The 15,735-nt window shown below is 59.6% G+C and carries 12 protein-coding genes, 2 rRNA genes and 1 riboswitch; of the genes, 11 read left to right on the plus strand and 3 right to left on the minus strand.

Translation table 11 applies throughout. The features are described from left to right. The first annotated feature begins 43 nt into the window (after positions 1 to 43). Both ACN9MU_RS11350 and rrf read left to right on the plus strand, forming a co-directional pair. Positions 44 to 2,915, plus strand: a 23S ribosomal RNA gene (locus ACN9MU_RS11350). An 86-nt stretch (positions 2,916 to 3,001) separates the two neighbouring features. Further along, positions 3,002 to 3,114 (plus strand): 5S ribosomal RNA (gene rrf, locus ACN9MU_RS11355). A gap of 66 nt (positions 3,115 to 3,180) precedes the next feature. Here rrf and ACN9MU_RS11360 read toward each other — a convergent pair. After that, the gene (locus ACN9MU_RS11360; protein WP_426322419.1) at positions 3,181 to 3,954 is read right to left on the minus strand and encodes a LytR/AlgR family response regulator transcription factor; all 774 of its coding nucleotides are present in this window, start codon (positions 3,952 to 3,954) and stop codon (positions 3,181 to 3,183) included. Between the two features lie 112 nt (positions 3,955 to 4,066). Here ACN9MU_RS11360 and ACN9MU_RS11365 point away from each other — a divergent pair, with 112 nt between their 5' ends. The 3 genes from ACN9MU_RS11365 (at position 4,067) to ACN9MU_RS11375 (ending at position 7,535) form a co-directional block, all read left to right on the plus strand. Continuing rightward, the gene (locus ACN9MU_RS11365) at positions 4,067 to 5,071 is read left to right on the plus strand and encodes a formylglycine-generating enzyme family protein (RefSeq protein ID WP_426322421.1); all 1,005 of its coding nucleotides are present in this window, start codon (positions 4,067 to 4,069) and stop codon (positions 5,069 to 5,071) included. A 19-nt stretch (positions 5,072 to 5,090) separates the two neighbouring features. Further along, the gene (locus ACN9MU_RS11370) at positions 5,091 to 6,290 is read left to right on the plus strand and encodes a sensor histidine kinase (RefSeq protein WP_426344596.1); all 1,200 of its coding nucleotides are present in this window, start codon (positions 5,091 to 5,093) and stop codon (positions 6,288 to 6,290) included. A gap of 111 nt (positions 6,291 to 6,401) precedes the next feature. Continuing rightward, on the plus strand, positions 6,402 to 7,535 hold the full coding sequence (locus tag ACN9MU_RS11375) for a tetratricopeptide repeat protein (protein ID WP_426337339.1): 1,134 nt from the start codon (positions 6,402 to 6,404) through the stop codon (positions 7,533 to 7,535). Between the two features lie 41 nt (positions 7,536 to 7,576). Here ACN9MU_RS11375 and ACN9MU_RS11380 read toward each other — a convergent pair whose 3' ends face one another. Both ACN9MU_RS11380 and ACN9MU_RS11385 read right to left on the minus strand, forming a co-directional pair. Then, the gene (locus ACN9MU_RS11380; RefSeq protein WP_426170679.1) at positions 7,577 to 8,158 is read right to left on the minus strand and encodes a C39 family peptidase; all 582 of its coding nucleotides are present in this window, start codon (positions 8,156 to 8,158) and stop codon (positions 7,577 to 7,579) included. Between the two features lie 12 nt (positions 8,159 to 8,170). Further along, positions 8,171 to 8,815: a hypothetical protein gene (locus tag ACN9MU_RS11385; protein WP_426170680.1), complete on the minus strand. Its 645-nt coding sequence runs from the start codon at positions 8,813 to 8,815 to the stop codon at positions 8,171 to 8,173. A gap of 155 nt (positions 8,816 to 8,970) precedes the next feature. Beyond that, positions 8,971 to 9,065: riboswitch (glycine riboswitch) on the minus strand. Between the two features lie 169 nt (positions 9,066 to 9,234). Between ACN9MU_RS11385 and ACN9MU_RS11390 the strand changes: the two genes are divergently transcribed. The 6 genes from ACN9MU_RS11390 (at position 9,235) to ACN9MU_RS11415 (ending at position 15,730) form a co-directional block, all read left to right on the plus strand. Next, on the plus strand, positions 9,235 to 10,458 hold the full coding sequence (locus ACN9MU_RS11390) for an ABC transporter substrate-binding protein (protein WP_426322426.1): 1,224 nt from the start codon (positions 9,235 to 9,237) through the stop codon (positions 10,456 to 10,458). A gap of 15 nt (positions 10,459 to 10,473) precedes the next feature. Beyond that, positions 10,474 to 11,292 (plus strand): carbohydrate ABC transporter permease, encoded by an 819-nt coding sequence (locus ACN9MU_RS11395; protein WP_426323727.1) that lies wholly within the window; start codon positions 10,474 to 10,476, stop codon positions 11,290 to 11,292. Continuing rightward, positions 11,289 to 12,134 carry a carbohydrate ABC transporter permease gene (locus tag ACN9MU_RS11400; RefSeq protein WP_426322428.1) on the plus strand — a complete coding sequence of 282 codons (846 nt, stop codon included), beginning with the start codon at positions 11,289 to 11,291 and terminating at the stop codon, positions 12,132 to 12,134. The genes ACN9MU_RS11395 and ACN9MU_RS11400 overlap by 4 nt, the downstream gene beginning before the upstream one ends. A 4-nt stretch (positions 12,135 to 12,138) precedes the next feature. Next, positions 12,139 to 13,233 carry an ABC transporter ATP-binding protein gene (locus ACN9MU_RS11405; RefSeq protein WP_426322430.1) on the plus strand — a complete coding sequence of 365 codons (1,095 nt, stop codon included), beginning with the start codon at positions 12,139 to 12,141 and terminating at the stop codon, positions 13,231 to 13,233. Positions 13,234 to 13,249: 16 nt separating this feature from the next. Beyond that, positions 13,250 to 14,281 (plus strand): LacI family DNA-binding transcriptional regulator, encoded by a 1,032-nt coding sequence (locus tag ACN9MU_RS11410; RefSeq protein ID WP_426322432.1) that lies wholly within the window; start codon positions 13,250 to 13,252, stop codon positions 14,279 to 14,281. An 81-nt stretch (positions 14,282 to 14,362) separates the two neighbouring features. After that, positions 14,363 to 15,730 carry a GH1 family beta-glucosidase gene (locus ACN9MU_RS11415; protein WP_426322434.1) on the plus strand — a complete coding sequence of 456 codons (1,368 nt, stop codon included), beginning with the start codon at positions 14,363 to 14,365 and terminating at the stop codon, positions 15,728 to 15,730. Positions 15,731 to 15,735: the final 5 nt, after the last annotated feature.

A 15,735-nucleotide genomic window follows, 5' to 3' on the forward strand; every position in this document is an offset into this window, starting at 1 on the left:
CACAGTAGTAAGTGCTTGTAACTGATAGCCGTCAAGGTTATAGGGACAAGTGAATAAGTGCACATGGCGGATGCCTTGGCGATTACAGGCGATGAAGGACGTAGAAGTCTGCGATAAGCTTCGGGGAGCTGACAAACAAGCTTTGATCCGAAGATTTCCGAATGGGGAAACCCGGCCTTATAGGTCATCACTCACTGAATACATAGGTGTGTGAAGCGAACGCGGCGAACTGAAACATCTAAGTAGCTGCAGGAAAAGAAATCAACCGAGATTCCCAAAGTAGTGGCGAGCGAAATGGGAAGAGCCTGTACGTGATAGTCGTTCTGATAGTGGAATCCTCTGGAAATAGGAGCCATAGCGGGTGATAGCCCCGTACACGAAATCAGAGCGGTGGTACTAAGCGTACGACAAGTAGGGCGGGACACGAGAAATCCTGTCTGAACATGGGGGGACCATCCTCCAAGGCTAAATACTCGTAATCGACCGATAGTGAACCAGTACCGTGAGGGAAAGGCGAAAAGAACCCCGGGAGGGGAGTGAAATAGATCCTGAAACCGTGTGCATACAAACAGTCGGAGCCTCGCAAGGGGTGACGGCGTACCTTTTGTATAATGGGTCAGCGACTTACATTCAGTGGCGAGGTTAACCAGATAGGGGAGCCGTAGAGAAATCGAGTCCGAACAGGGCGCCAGTCGCTGGGTGTAGACCCGAAACCAAGTGATCTATCCATGGCCAGGTTGAAGGTGCGGTAACACGCACTGGAGGACCGAACCCACTAATGTTGAAAAATTAGGGGATGAGCTGTGGATAGGGGTGAAAGGCTAAACAAACTTGGAAATAGCTGGTTCTCTCCGAAAACTATTTAGGTAGTGCCTCAAGTATCACCGACGGGGGTAGAGCACTGTTATGGCTAGGGGGTCATCGCGACTTACCAAACCATTGCAAACTCCGAATACCGTTGAGTGCGAGCTTGGGAGACAGACATCGGGTGCTAACGTCCGGTGTCAAGAGGGAAACAACCCAGACCGCCAGCTAAGGTCCCAAAGATTGGCTAAGTGGAAAACGAAGTGGGAAGGCTAAAACAGTCAGGATGTTGGCTTAGAAGCAGCCATCATTTAAAGAAAGCGTAATAGCTCACTGATCGAGTCGTCCTGCGCGGAAGATGTAACGGGGCTAAGCCAGTCACCGAAGCTGCGGATATCCGCAAGGATATGGTAGGAGAGCGTTCTGTAAGCCTGCGAAGGTGTCTTGTAAAGGATGCTGGAGGTATCAGAAGTGCGAATGCTGACATGAGTAGCGATAATGCGGGTGAAAAGCCCGCACGCCGTAAGCCCAAGGTTTCCTGTTCAACGTTCATCGGAGCAGGGTGAGTCGGCCCCTAAGGCGAGGCAGAGATGCGTAGCTGATGGGAAGCAGGTTAATATTCCTGCACCGTCGTATGATGCGATGGGGGGACGGATCGCGGAAGGTTGTCTGCCTGTTGGAATAGGCAGTTCCTGGTTCATAGAAGGCGCTTAGGCAAATCCGGGCGCGTAATTCAAGGGACTGGGACGAGCGAACTTGTTCGCGAAGCAATCGGAAGTGGTTCCAAGAAAAGCCTCTAAGCTTCAGTCATACGAGACCGTACCGCAAACCGACACAGGTGGGCGAGATGAGTATTCTAAGGCGCTTGAGAGAACTCGGGAGAAGGAACTCGGCAAATTGGTACCGTAACTTCGGGATAAGGTACGCCTCGGTAGCTTGACCACTTTACTGTGGAAGGGCGAAAAGGTTGCAATAAACTGGTGGCTGCGACTGTTTAATAAAAACACAGCACTCTGCAAACACGAAAGTGGACGTATAGGGTGTGACGCCTGCCCGGTGCTGGAAGATTAAATGATGGGGTGCAAGCTCTTGATTGAAGTCCCAGTAAACGGCGGCCGTAACTATAACGGTCCTAAGGTAGCGAAATTCCTTGTCGGGTAAGTTCCGACCTGCACGAATGGCGTAACGATGGCCACACTGTCTCCTCCCGAGACTCAGCGAAGTTGAAGTGTTTGTGATGATGCAATCTACCCGCGGCTAGACGGAAAGACCCCATGAACCTTTACTGTAGCTTTGCATTGGACTTTGAACCAATCTGTGTAGGATAGGTGGGAGGCTTTGAAGTAGGGACGCCAGTTCCTATGGAGCCATCCTTGAAATACCACCCTGGTTTGTTTGAGGTTCTAACCTTGGTCCGTGATCCGGATCGGGGACAGTGCATGGTAGGCAGTTTGACTGGGGCGGTCTCCTCCCAAACGGTAACGGAGGAGTTCGAAGGTACGCTAGGTACGGTCGGACATCGTGCTAATAGTGCAATGGCATAAGCGTGCTTAACTGCGAGACCGACAAGTCGAGCAGGTACGAAAGTAGGACATAGTGATCCGGTGGTTCTGTATGGAAGGGCCATCGCTCAACGGATAAAAGGTACTCTGGGGATAACAGGCTGATTCCTCCCAAGAGTTCATATCGACGGGGGAGTTTGGCACCTCGATGTCGGCTCATCACATCCTGGGGCTGTAGCCGGTCCCAAGGGTATGGCTGTTCGCCATTTAAAGTGGTACGTGAGCTGGGTTTAAAACGTCGTGAGACAGTTTGGTCCCTATCTGCCGTGGGCGTTGGAAATTTGAAGGGGGCTGCTCCTAGTACGAGAGGACCGGAGTGGACGAACCTCTGGTGTACCGGTTGTCACGCCAGTGGCATTGCCGGGTAGCTAAGTTCGGAAGAGATAACCGCTGAAAGCATCTAAGCGGGAAACTTGCCTTAAGATGAGATTTCCCGGAGCCTTGAGCTCCTTGAAGGGTCGTTCGAGACCAGGACGTTGATAGGTCAGGTGTGGAAGTGCAGTAATGCATTAAGCTAACTGATACTAATTGCCCGTACGGCTTGTCCCTATAACCTTGACGGTTATGTAGCATTTACACAGTGTTTGAGAACCCTACCCCCACTTTACTTCTTCCACGATTGTTGACAAGTCATGCCTGATGACCATAGCAAGTCGGTCCCACCCCTTCCCATCCCGAACAGGACCGTGAAACGACTCTGCGCCGATGATAGTGCTGCAACCAGTGTGAAAGTAGGTTATCGTCAGGCTCTTATACCGAAGGCCCGCTAAGCATAAGCTAGCGGGCCTTTTTGCTTTCCGAGCAGGAAAATCAGCTACATCGCCTTGAACAAGTGTACGAACGCACGGCTGACCGGCAGTTCCTTCGCTTGCCCTTTCATGCGTACGAACAGGCGGCTGGCCTCGTCGCGCCGAGTGCCTTCCACGAAAGCCAGGTTAATCAGGGTGGAGCGGTGGACTTGCCAGAACTGGTCCGGATCGAGCTGTGATGCGAGGTCGGTGATGGTGGTGCGGATCAGGTGCTCGCCGGCGGCGGTGGTGACCACCGTGTACTTGTCGTCGGCATGGAAGAACATGATGTCGTCGACCGCCACCTGCGATGTCAGTTCGCCGCGCGCCGCGCGGATGTAGCGCAGGCGCGGTTGCTGGGGCGGCGCCATCAGGCGTGCCAGAGCATCGGCCAGGCGCGCGTCGGGTTGCACGGAGGCGCGCGCCGCCTTGATCCGCTCTAGCGTACGTGCCAGCCTTTCGTTCTTGAGCGGCTTGAGAACATAGTCCAGTGCCGCGTGATCAAACGCCTCGACCGCGTATTCATCATAAGCGGTCACGAACACCACGCGCGTTGGTCCTTCGATTCCCTGAGCCACCTCGAGTCCGGTCATGCCCGGCATCTGTATATCCAGAAATGCCAGGTCGGGCGCGAGCGCAGCGATACGTTCGGCGGCTTCAATGCCATTGCGCGCGACATGCACGATCTCGAGCTCGGGCCATAGCAATGCCAACTGGCTGCACAAGTACTGCGCCAGGTGCGGCTCGTCATCGGCGATCAAGGCGCGCCATGGCAATTGCGTATCCAGTTTAGAAGTCATGGCGGCATTGTAGCCATTCGTCGGCTCGATTGTCGATTCGTCGCTTGGTGCGTGGCGTCGCGTGCGGGTTCTGGAATCCTTCTTTCATCTCAACCAACGAAGAAGGAATGCAATGCCAAAAAATATCGTCCTGATGTCCGCCTTGCTTTGGGCGGTGCCCGCTTTCGCGACCGACAAGGTCATGCCGATTGAACCGCCGATGGTCACCATCAAGGCCGGCGAGTTCATGATGGGAAGCGATCGCAAGGCCAACTCGCAGCCGGTGCATGCGGTGGCCATCAAGTCGTTCAGGTTGGGGAAGTATGAAGTCACTGCCGCTGAATTCCAGCGTTTTGTCGAGGCCACCAATTACCGCATCCCGCGCATGTGCACACAAATGGCGTCGAGGAGCTGGTTTCTCAGCATTCCGGGAGAATATCCTGTGGCCACCACGCTGCAGTCGATGAGCAAGTTCGAACCGGCAACCTGCATTGGCTGGAACGGCGCCGACGCCTATGTCAAATGGCTGGCCAAGGAAACCGGCAAGAAGTATCGCTTGCCGACCGAGGCTGAATGGGAATACGCGCATCGCGCCGGCAGCACCCAGCGCTACTTCTTTGGCAACGACGAAGCCCAGGCGTGCCGCTATGGCAATCTGGGCGACCGCTCGGCCGAGGCGGCGATCCGGCGCGACTTCGGGCTGGAGTCAATGAACCACGTCGGCGTCATTCCGTGCGACGACAAAGCCGAGTACGCCAGTATCGTCGGCATGTACGAACCGAATGCTTTCGGGCTGTACGATACGCTTGGAAATGTCGCCGAATTCCTGCAAGACTGCGAACACGATGACTATAACGGTGCGCCGAAGGATGGCAGTGCCTGGGTGAGCGGAGCCTGCAAGGCGCGCGGACTGCGCGGCGGCACCTGGCACTGGCGCGGTTTCCACGCCTCGATGCGCGGCTTCACGGCGCCTGATTTCATCGGTGGCTTAGAGGGCTTCCGCATCGCCGAAGACTTGGGAGGGGTGCAGGCTCCCAGCGATAAGCCAAGCGCATTCGAAGTGGAGCTGGCGCAGGCACAGCGCATCGAGCGCGAACGGCGCAGCGCTCTTGCGGAAATCACGCCGCCCAGGAACTGAGCCGTTACACTGTCGCCCCATGACGATCATACAAACCCTGAAATATACGCTGCGCACCTTCCTGGTCCTGAAGAAGGAGCGCGTCGATCCGTGGTGGGCGCGGTTGCTGGTGGGGAGCGTCCTGGGGCTCAGCGTTGCAATGGCATTGATGGGGCTGTCGGTCTTCTTGATGGGCAGCGATGCCCAGGGCTGGATGGCCTCGTCGTTACGCACCAATCTGCTGCTCGGACTGTGTGCGGCATGCACAATGATGTTCATGCTGCGCGGCTTCGAACTGTTGCTGCCAGGCGCGAAGCTCGACGCGCTGTCGGCCCGGCCGGACTGGCGCGCGGCAGCAGTCGTGAGTGTGCTGTTGATCGCAGGCATGGCAGTGGGCGTGCGCCTGGGCTACGTGCTATTGGGGTATCCATACAGTCTCAACCTTTGGAACAAGTTGTCTGGTGTCCCCTTGGTCCAGCTCAAGTTCTTGATCTTTGCGCTTTTCATTGTGGCAGCGAACTGGATCTGGTGGCTGCTGCGGGCGAAGGAGAATGCGTTGGCGCAGCAGGCGGCCGAATCGCAATTGCGCATGTTGCAGGCGCAGATCGAGCCGCACTTCCTGTTCAATACCCTGGCCAATGTACAAAGCCTGATTGCCATCGATGCGCCGCGCGCGCAGTTGATGCTTGAATCGTTTACCGACTATCTGCGCGCCAGCCTCGGCCAGATGCGGGCGAGCGACAGCACGCTGGACGTCGAGCTGGAGACTGCACACAATTATCTGCAATTGATGCAGATCCGGATGGGAGACCGGTTGCGCTTCTCGATCGACGTGAGCGAACAAGCGCGCAAGGCGGTGCTGCCGCCGCTGCTGCTGCAGCCGCTGGTGGAGAACGCCGTGCACCACGGGCTCGAGCCGAAGCTGGAGGGTGGCACGGTGCGCCTGTTTGCCGACGTCAAGGACGGGCAACTGAATATTCGAATCGACGACGATGGGCTTGGATTACATCATTCGCGGCGTCCGGCGCGACTGGGCAGCGGTGTTGCCCTGGCGAATATCCGGGCGCGTTTGCACACCCGCTACGGCGCACAAGCCTCGCTGGAGTTGGCCGCGCTGGAAGAGGGAACACGGTCATCGCTTACCTTGCCTTACTCCGGCAGCCAGGCGTTTAAACAAGATAGCGCTGAAACCGCTGTGAAAGCGGGCTATGGTCAGGCTCTTATTGGAAAATCCCGCTAGCCATGTGCCAGCGGGACTTTGTTGTGGAAAAGCATCAAAGTTTTCATTTATATTATGTTGCTTAATGGAAAATTCATATAATTTTCATTTTCCACCTAGCAGAAACATAATATGGCGTTGAAGTTCCGGTACGTAGCACTCCTGGCTTGTCTGCACTTCCCCGTGCATTTTGCACATGCGCAGGCATTTTCCCGCACCCCTAATGAAGAGTACGCAAAAGGCAATTACGCGCGCGCTTTCCGAGGGTTTTTTGAGCAAGCCACACGCAGCAATGACCCGAACGTACAGTTCAACTTGGGCATGATGTACGAGCGCGGACAGGGTACCGACCAGAACGATGTCGAGGCTGTGAAGTGGTACTCGCGCGCTGTCGACCAGGGCAGCGTACCTGCGATGCGCCAACTGGCTGGCCTGATGGCCGCTGGCCGCAGCATCAAGCAGGACGGCGCCGGTGCACTGGCCTTGCTGCGCAAGGCGATCGAACAGAATGATGTTGCAGCGATCGAGCAGGTGGCAGGCATGTATTTCGAAGGCCGGGGAGTCCCAGCCGACCAGGCGCAGGCAAAGCAGTGGTACCAGAAGGCAGCCGCCGCCGGCAGCAAGAGTGCACAGGAGGCGCTGGACCTGATCGCAGCAATGGAGCGCCAGGCGGCCGGTCCTCTTGCGCCAATCCGCAAGCGCGCCGTGACCGGAGATGCCAACGCCCAGTACGACCTTGCAGTGGCCTATCACACCGGTAATACGGTGCCAAAGGACCCTGCCCAGGCGCTGGAGTGGTACCTGAAAGCTGCCGCGCAGGGACATGCGATGGCGCAGTTCTACGCGGGGCTGCTGTATTCCAATGGCGACGGCGTTGCGCAGGACCTGGCGCAGGCCCGCGCATGGTTCAGCAAAGCTGCTGCACAGGACAACAAGGATGCCGCCACCAACCTCGCCGTCATGCTCGACCTGGGCAAGGGCGGCCCGGTCGACCTGGCGCAAGCCGCGGTGGTCTACCAGCAGGCGGCAAAGCTGGGAAGCGCGCAAGCGCAAGTCAGGCTGGCTGGCATGTACTGGATGGGGCAAGGCGTGAAAAAGGACTACATCCAGGCCGCAACCTATTATCGCCAGGCAGCGGAGCAGGGGGAAATTACTGCTATCCGCAAGCTGGTCTACCTGCTCGAGAATGGCGTCGGCACAGCCCGTAACGTCGACGAGTCGAAGAAGTGGGCCGCCAAGCTGGAACAACTGGGCGGCAGCAACTGACATGAAAAGCCCGCCAGGCGTTTGCTGGCGGGCTTTTTAGTTTAAGGGCTGACGTTCATGCGTTGCGTGTGCGTCCAATTGTGGTCATAGGCGCTGACTGCCGATGCAAAGGTGCGGTAGGTCTGTCCTTCGCCTGGCCACGGGTTCATGATGTAGATGTAGTTGGTTCCGTTGTAGGTTTCGTAACCGCGTCCCACCATGATATGCCCCCCGCCATTGGTCCAGCCGTAGCGGATCACGAAGGGGCGGTTGCCATTGATCTCATTCACCACCGAATTCCACGACAGGTAGTTGTTGATCGCCGTGTTTGGCACGCCCCAGTTGTACAGGATGTTCTGCACGCTGCCGGACGTGCCGTACATATTGTTCGGCCGGTTGGCGTAGCTGTTCCAGTTGAAGGTGCTGTTGCCGCAGGCGTAGTTGATGCCGTAAGCCCAGTTCACGATCTGGCATTGGCTGGGTGTGCGGCTGTAGTAGTTCAGGACCGCTTTGCTGGAGCCTGCCCAGCACCACTGGCTGTGTTCCTGCGTCACCAGCGGGACGTTCAAGGTACGCCATTGCGCGAAGGCTGAGGGCAGGGCAAGCACCAGCGCTGCACCGGCCACGATTTTTGCGATTTTCATAGTCGGTCCTCCTTAGCGAAATGCTTCAATGTTGGCTTTGACGGCGGCGCGCAATGGCTCCAGCAATTCCGTGCCGTCGACCAGCTGGTTGCCGTTCTTCTGAAGCAGCAGCGATTCGCGAGCCGAGTGCAGCGGCGCGAACTTGGCGTGGTCCACTTCCAGCAGGTCGGCGCGGGCCTGGTAGATGCGGATGAAGCGCAGGTTGGAACGCGCGCTGTTGCCGTGAACCGCCATCGCAGCATCCACGTCTTTTGCGAGGATGGAGGCGCCATAGGCGACGGTTTCATAACGGCCGTTCACACGCTGGACAGTCGCCAGTCCGATGGGCTTCCCGTGCAGGGAAATGACGAAGCGCCATTCGCCGGTAGGCTTGGCTAGGGATGCCAGGTCGCCGCGCGCCAGCAGGTCTTTCGGGTCGACGGTGTAGACCTCGAAACCGTGGCCGACCGTGGCTTGCTTCAAGTCGCCCACGTCCGTGATATCGAGCGGGAAGTCGACCGGTGCGCTGCCGGGGCGAATCGCCTGCTGGTGCTCGGCGAATTGTACGAGTCCGCGTTTGGCGGCCTGCAATGCCGCGCCGTTGTCTGCTTTTGCCAGGAACGGGGCGGCCAACATCGCTGCGCAGGCAATGCGCAGCCAGAGTCGATGCGTATGCATGTGACTACTCCTCTGAAGGTTGATCAGATGTTCTTGAGGTGCGAGGTGATTGCCCCCTCTGTGCTGGACCTGAGAGTTTCACAGGCGTTGGCGGCCTGCTTGCTCCTTCGGTGCGCCGGCGCTTACCCTTGCCGGCGGCTCTTCAGAGTTGTGAAAACACGCGACCGGTCCTTTGGCCTGAGAGATTCCGGGGGCGGCTTGCTCCTTCGGCGTTGTCCATGGGTGGGACAAACTCTCCCGATCGCGCGACCGGAATGCTCCGGCAGCGAAATCAGGATATCCCAGGGATTTATTCGATTTCAATCGTTTTCCGATACACGTTGCGTTTTCGCCAAGAAGGACTTTCCTGTTATTCTATTGACACTCGCCTGGGAAATTGGTAACGTTTCCAAAAATAAGCGGCACACAGAGGAGACGGGATGTTTAAGCAGTTATTTGCTTGTGCAATGGCGTTCGGCGCCACCTCCGCGCAGGCTGCCGGGCCAAGCGCAGAAGTGATCCATTGGTGGACGTCAGGCGGTGAATCCGCTGCCGTCAAGCAGCTCGCAAGTGCCTATCGTGCCGCCGGCGGCACATGGATCGATACGGCGATTGCCGGTGGCGAGCAGGCTCGCGCGGTGACCCTCAATCGCATGGTTGGCGGCAAGGCGCCTGCTGCAGCGCAGTTCAATATTTCCAAGCAGTTCCTCGATATAGTGGACCAGGACATGCTGGTGCAACTGGATGATGTCGCACGCCAGGAGCGCTGGGAATCCACGCTGCCGGAACCGATCGTCAACACCATCCGCATCGATGGCCATTACTACGCGATGCCGATGAACATCCACATGCAGACCTGGATCTGGTATTCCAGGGCCGCCTTCAAAAAGGCCGGCATCGCAAAAGAACCTGCAACCGTCGACGAACTTTTTGCCGCGCTGGATAGACTCAAGGCCGCGGGCCTGGTGCCGCTGGCGCATGGCGGGCAGGCGTGGCAGGAGCACATTCTGTTCGCATCGCTGCTGGCAAACATGGGAGGGCGCCAGCTCTACCTGCAAGTGATGCGCGATCGCGACCAGCGTGCGATCAATTCCGAACCGGTGCGCAAAGTGCTGCTGGCCTTCAAGCGCCTGCAATCCTATGTCGATCCCGCGTCACCGGGCCGCAACTGGAATGACGCGACCGCAATGCTGGTTAGCGGCAAGGCGGGCATGCAGATCATGGGGGATTGGGCCAAGGGCGAATTCAGCAATGCAAAAATGGCGCCCGGCGTCGATTACGGCTGCATCGCGGGCCTTGGCGCGAATTCGCCGTACCTGATCCAGGGCGACGCTTTCGTCTTTCCTCGTTCGGAGCAGGCGGTAGTGCAGCAGGCACAGAAGCTGATGACCAAAGTGCTGCTGGCGCCTGCGACACAGGTGAGCTTCAACAAACTCAAAGGCTCGGTGCCTCCGCGTGTGGATGCCGATACCAGCCAGCTCGACGCCTGCGCCCGCGCGGGCGCCGCCATCATGCGCGACCGCAATCGACAGGTCGGGGCGCCCGAAATCTACCTGACTCCCGACCAGAACGGTGCAGTCCAGGACGCGCTGACCGCGTACTGGAACACATCGATGACGGTTGACAAGGCGCAGAAGGCGCTTGCTGCGGCGCTGAGGAACTGAGCGGTGCGTCGAGCCATGTCTTATGCGGCGCTGTTGCCGATGTTGCTGACGGTATGCGTGGGCTACCTCGGCTCCTTCGCCTGGACGTTCTACGTATCCCTCACCAGTTCGCGCAGCATCGCGACCAGCAAGCTGGTTGGCATGGCGCAGTATGAGCGCCTGTTCGACAATGAGCGCTGGCTGCTGTCGCTGCACAACCTGGCGTTGTTTGGCGTGCTGTTCGTGCTGGCCTGCATGGTGATCGGCTTTCTGCTGGCTGCCGCGATCGATCGGCAGGTTGCCGGCGAGGGTGCACTGCGCACCCTGTTCCTGTACCCGTATGCGATGTCATTTGTCGCGACGGGGCTGGTGTGGCAGTGGATCCTGACGCCCGGCGGCATGCCGGGCGTTGAGATTGACTGGCTGGTGGACCAGGACATGGTGCTCTATACGGTGGTGCTGGCGTCGGTGTGGCAGGCATCAGGTTTCGTCATGGCGCTGATGCTGGCCGGCCTGCGCAGCGTTGATCCGGAAATATGGAAGGCTGCGCGACTGGACGGCATTCCGGCCTGGCGCGTCTATGTTTCCATTATTCTGCCGATGCTGGCGCCAACCCTGGCGACCGTTTTCATCCTGCTGGCGACCATGGTGGTGAAGTTATACGACGCCGTCGTGTCGATGACCCAGGGCGGCCCGGGTACGGCCAGCGAAGTGCCGGCGAAATTCATCATGGATCACCTGTTCCTGCGCGCGAATATCGGCCTGGCCTCGGCCGGCGCGGTGGTGTTGCTCCTGACGGTGCTGGCCCTGCTGGCGCCATGGGCTTATGCCCGCAGCAGGAGAGGTAGGGCATGAAGGCGGCGCGTATCGGGCTTTACGCCTTCCTGGCCAGCGCGGCGCTGTTCTTCCTGCTGCCGCTGTACGTGATGCTGGCGACTTCGCTGAAATCGATGGACGAGATCCGGCTGGGGAATATTTTCGCCTTGCCGCTGGCGCCCACACTGGACGCCTGGCGGGCTGCCTGGAGCGAGGCATGCACCGGCGCGGCTTGCGAGGGTGTGCAGGGCGGGTTCTGGAATTCGGTGCGTATCGCCGTGCCAAGCACGATGCTGCCGATTGCGCTGGGAGCGCTGAATGGTTATGCCTTGTCTTTCTGGCGGCCGCGCGGCGCGAATCTGTTGTTCGGCATCCTGTTGCTGGGAGCCTTTGTACCGGTACAAGTGATGATCTATCCGCTGGTGCGCATGATGGCCGGCCTGGGTGTCTTTGGTTCGTTGCCGGCCATTGTGATCGTGCACCTGGTGTTCGGCATGCCGGTGCTGACGCTGCTGTTCCGCAATTACTACGCGGCGCTGCCGCAGGAGCTGTTCCATGCCGCGCGTATCGATGGCGGCGGTTTCTGGCGCATCTTCTGGCACGTGATGCTGCCCTTGTCGGTACCTATGCTGGTAGTGGCGGCGATCATGCAGCTTACCGGCGTATGGAACGACTATATCCTGGGCCTGGTTTTTGCCGGGCGCGACAACTTGCCAATGACGGTGCAGTTGAACAATGTGATCAATACGACGACAGGCACGCGTCTTTACAACGTCAATATGGCGGCCACGATCCTGACGGCACTGGTGCCCTTGACGATTTATTTCCTGTCGGGCCGCTGGTTCGTGCGCGGCATCGCTGCCGGCGCTGTGAAAGGTTGAACGGATGTCGAACGTAAGTCTTAAAAAGCTGGACATTAGCCTTGGCGGCAACGCCATTATCCGGGGCCTGGATCTGGAGGTGGAGGAGGGCGAATTCCTGGTCCTGCTCGGGCCCTCCGGTTGCGGCAAGTCGACCTTGTTGCACAGCATTGCGGGGCTGACGGAAGCCAGCGGTGGCACGATCGAGATCGGCGGCAAGGACATGTCGCGCACGGATCCGAGCGATCGCGGGATCGGCATGGTATTCCAGTCCTACGCCCTGTATCCGACCATGACGGTCGAAAAGAACATGTCGTTCGGCCTGCGCATTGCGGGTGTGGCGAAGGAGGAAATCAGGCGCCGCGTTGACCGCGCGGCAGCCATGCTGCACCTGGGCGACCTGCTTGGCCGTAAACCGGCGGCACTTTCGGGAGGGCAGCGGCAACGAGTGGCGATTGGCCGCGCGCTGGTGCGCGAGGCCAGCGTTTACCTGTTCGACGAGCCGCTCTCCAACCTCGATGCGAAGCTGCGTACCGATTTGCGGCGCGAGCTGAAGCTGCTGCACCAGCAACTGGGCGCCACCATGATCTACGTGACGCACGACCAGGTGGAAGCCATGACGCTGGCCAGCCGCATTGCCGTCATGCGGGCGGGGCAGATCCAGCAGGTCGGCACGCCGGGCCATGTGTACGAGCGGCCGGCAAACCTCTTCGTCGCCGGCTTCCTCGGTGCGCCCGCCATGAACTTCATTGAAGGCGAAGTCGATGCCTCCGGCACGTTTGCGGGCGGCAGCCTGCGCTTGGCGATGGACGAGCATGCCGGGACTGGCGATGGGCGCAAGGCTGTATTGGGCGTCCGTCCGGAACATATTTCCCTGGTGCTGGCCGGCCCGATGCAGGGGCGCGTCACGCTGGTCGAGCCGATGGGAAGCCATCGCGTAGTATGGCTCGATTGCGGCGGCAAGCTGCTCTCCTGCATCTTGCAGGGCAGCCGCCCGATTGCGCCGGATGACATGGTCGCATTCGAGATTGATGCACAACGCGCTTCGCTGTTCGATCCGGATAGCGGCAGTCGCTTTGATTTGGCGGGCGCTTCAAGTATGCTCGCGATGACGTTATAAGAAGAAAAGGATTCCAGTGGCCACTATCAAAGACGTAGCCCGCCTTGCGGGTGTAGGACTGGGCACCGCCTCCCGTGTAGTCAGCGGCAAAGGTTCGGTGTCCCCAGCCACGCTTGAAAAGGTGAAGAAGGCGATTGACGAACTGGGATTCCGGCCGTCGCATGCGGCGCGCACGCTGCTGACCGGCACCAGCCAGATGATCGGTGTGTATATCCCGGTCCTGAGCGGCACCTTCTACACGCCGATCCTGCAGATCATCGATACCGAACTGCGGGCGGCCGGCCTGCACATGGTGGTGGCTTTCGGCGTCGGCCTGGGCGACGAACGCAAACAGGCCAAGGACGGCATCCAGTTCCTGATGGAGCGTGGCTGCGATGGCCTGATCGTGATGACCAGCGCCTTGCAGGACGAAGATATCGAGGCGCTGGGTACGCAGCAGGGCCGGATCGTGGTGCTGAACCACAGCCTGGCCAGCATTCCCGACCAGTGCTTCACCGTGGACCACAAACTTGGCGGCCGGCTCGCGGCACGCGCGCTTCTGGACCACAAGCACCGCGATATCGCCGTGGTGGCCGGACCGTCGCGCCTGGCCGACAACGTGGAGCGGATCGATGGCTTCATGGAGGAACTGCAGGACGGCGGCATCGACACCAGCCGCATGTGGGTCGCCGAGAGCGACTTTTCGCCGGCTGGCGGCTGGGCGGCGGCCAAGGAGCTGGTGGAGTCGGGGCACCGCTGCACAGCCCTGTTCTGCGCCAACGATGAAATGGCGGTCGGAGCGCTGTCCTATTTCCAGGAGGCGGGCATCCGCGTTCCGGTCGACCTGTCCGTCATTGCTTACGACGATACGCCAAGCGCGGAGTTTTCTGCGCCACGCCTGACTACCGTCCACATGCCATGGCGCGAAATGACCATGAATGGCCTGAGCGCCTTGCTCAACCGCTGTTACGACTTGCGGCGCACGGTTACGCGCAGCTTCCCCGTGACGGTAACGCTGCGTGCGTCCCTGGCCAAGGCGGCAAGCGCCAAGCGCCAGGCCGCTGCATGAACTGAACCAGTAGAAGGGCGCGTGCGCCCTTTTTTTTCGACTAGATATGGAAACCTTTCCAATTCCTGTACACTATTGAACATGACTACTCCAGACCAGATTGAACCAGGCGCCCCGGCGCGCAGCGACTTCGCCCGCGATTTTCTTTGGGGCTGCGCCACCTCGTCATACCAGATCGAGGGGGCCGGCAGGGAAGATGGTCGGGCCGAATCAATCTGGGACCGCTTTGCCGCCACGCCCGGCAAGGTGCGCGACGGCTCCAGCGGCCTGGTGGCCTGCGATCACTATCACCGCTGGCCGGAGGATCTGGACATCGCCCGCGACATGGGCTTGAACGCCTACCGCTTTTCGATTGCCTGGCCGCGCATCGTCTCCGGTTTGGGCGAGGAACCCAACCGGAAGGGACTGGACTTCTATTCGCGCCTGGTGGACGGCATGCTGGAACGCGGCCTCCAGCCCTGGGCCACCCTCTACCACTGGGACTTGCCGCAGTACTTGCAGGACCGTGGGGGCTGGGCCGAACGCGACACGGTGCGGCGCTACCTCGAGTTCGTGGACGCTGTAACGCGCCGCCTGGGCGACCGCGTGCAGCACTGGATTACGCACAACGAGCCCTGGTGCACCGCCATCCTGGGCAATTTCGAAGGCCTGCATGCGCCAGGGGTGACTGATTTCGGCACCGCGCTGCAGGTTTGCCACCACGTGCTGCTTTCGCATGGCAAGGCGGTACCCTTGATCCGCGAAAACGTGCCTGGGGCACGCGTAGGCATCTCCCTCAGCCTGCATCCGCTGCGCGCCGCCAGCTCCAGCGAAGAAGATCGCGCGGCATGCGAACGCCACGATGGCCTGCGTTACCGCTGGTTCCTCGACCCACTGCATGGCCGCGGCTACCCGGCGGCAGCGCTGGAGCGGTTTGGGGTGGCGGCACCGATGGTGCACGAGGGCGATATGGAGGCGATCGCGGTGGCGACCGACTTCATGGGCGTGAACTACTATTTTCCGGAAACGGTTGCCGACGCGCCCGGCCACGAGCCGCTGGATGCGCGCGTGCTGCCGCCTCCAGCCGGTGCGGAGACCACTGCGATGGGCTGGGAAGTGGCGCCGGAAGGTATGAGCGAGCTGCTTGGCCGCATCCATGCCGATTACGCGCCGAAGGAGTTGTACATCACCGAGAATGGCTCCTGTTATGACGACGAAGTGCTGGCCGATGGCAGCGTGGCCGACTTTGGCCGCCGCCGTTACCTGGCGCGCCACCTGGGCGCCATGAAGGATGCGATAGCGGCCGGAGTGCCGGTGAAGGGCTATTTTGCCTGGAGCCTGGTTGACAATTTTGAGTGGGCTGAAGGCTACCTGCGCCGTTTCGGCCTGGTCCACATCGATTACACAACACAAGAACGAAAGCTGAAGGAAAGCGGCAAGTGGTATCGCGCCTTCCTGCAACAGCCATAAAAGGA

Source organism: Pseudoduganella sp. R-32 (assembly GCF_049913245.1).
Lineage (GTDB): Bacteria > Pseudomonadota > Gammaproteobacteria > Burkholderiales > Burkholderiaceae_D > Rugamonas.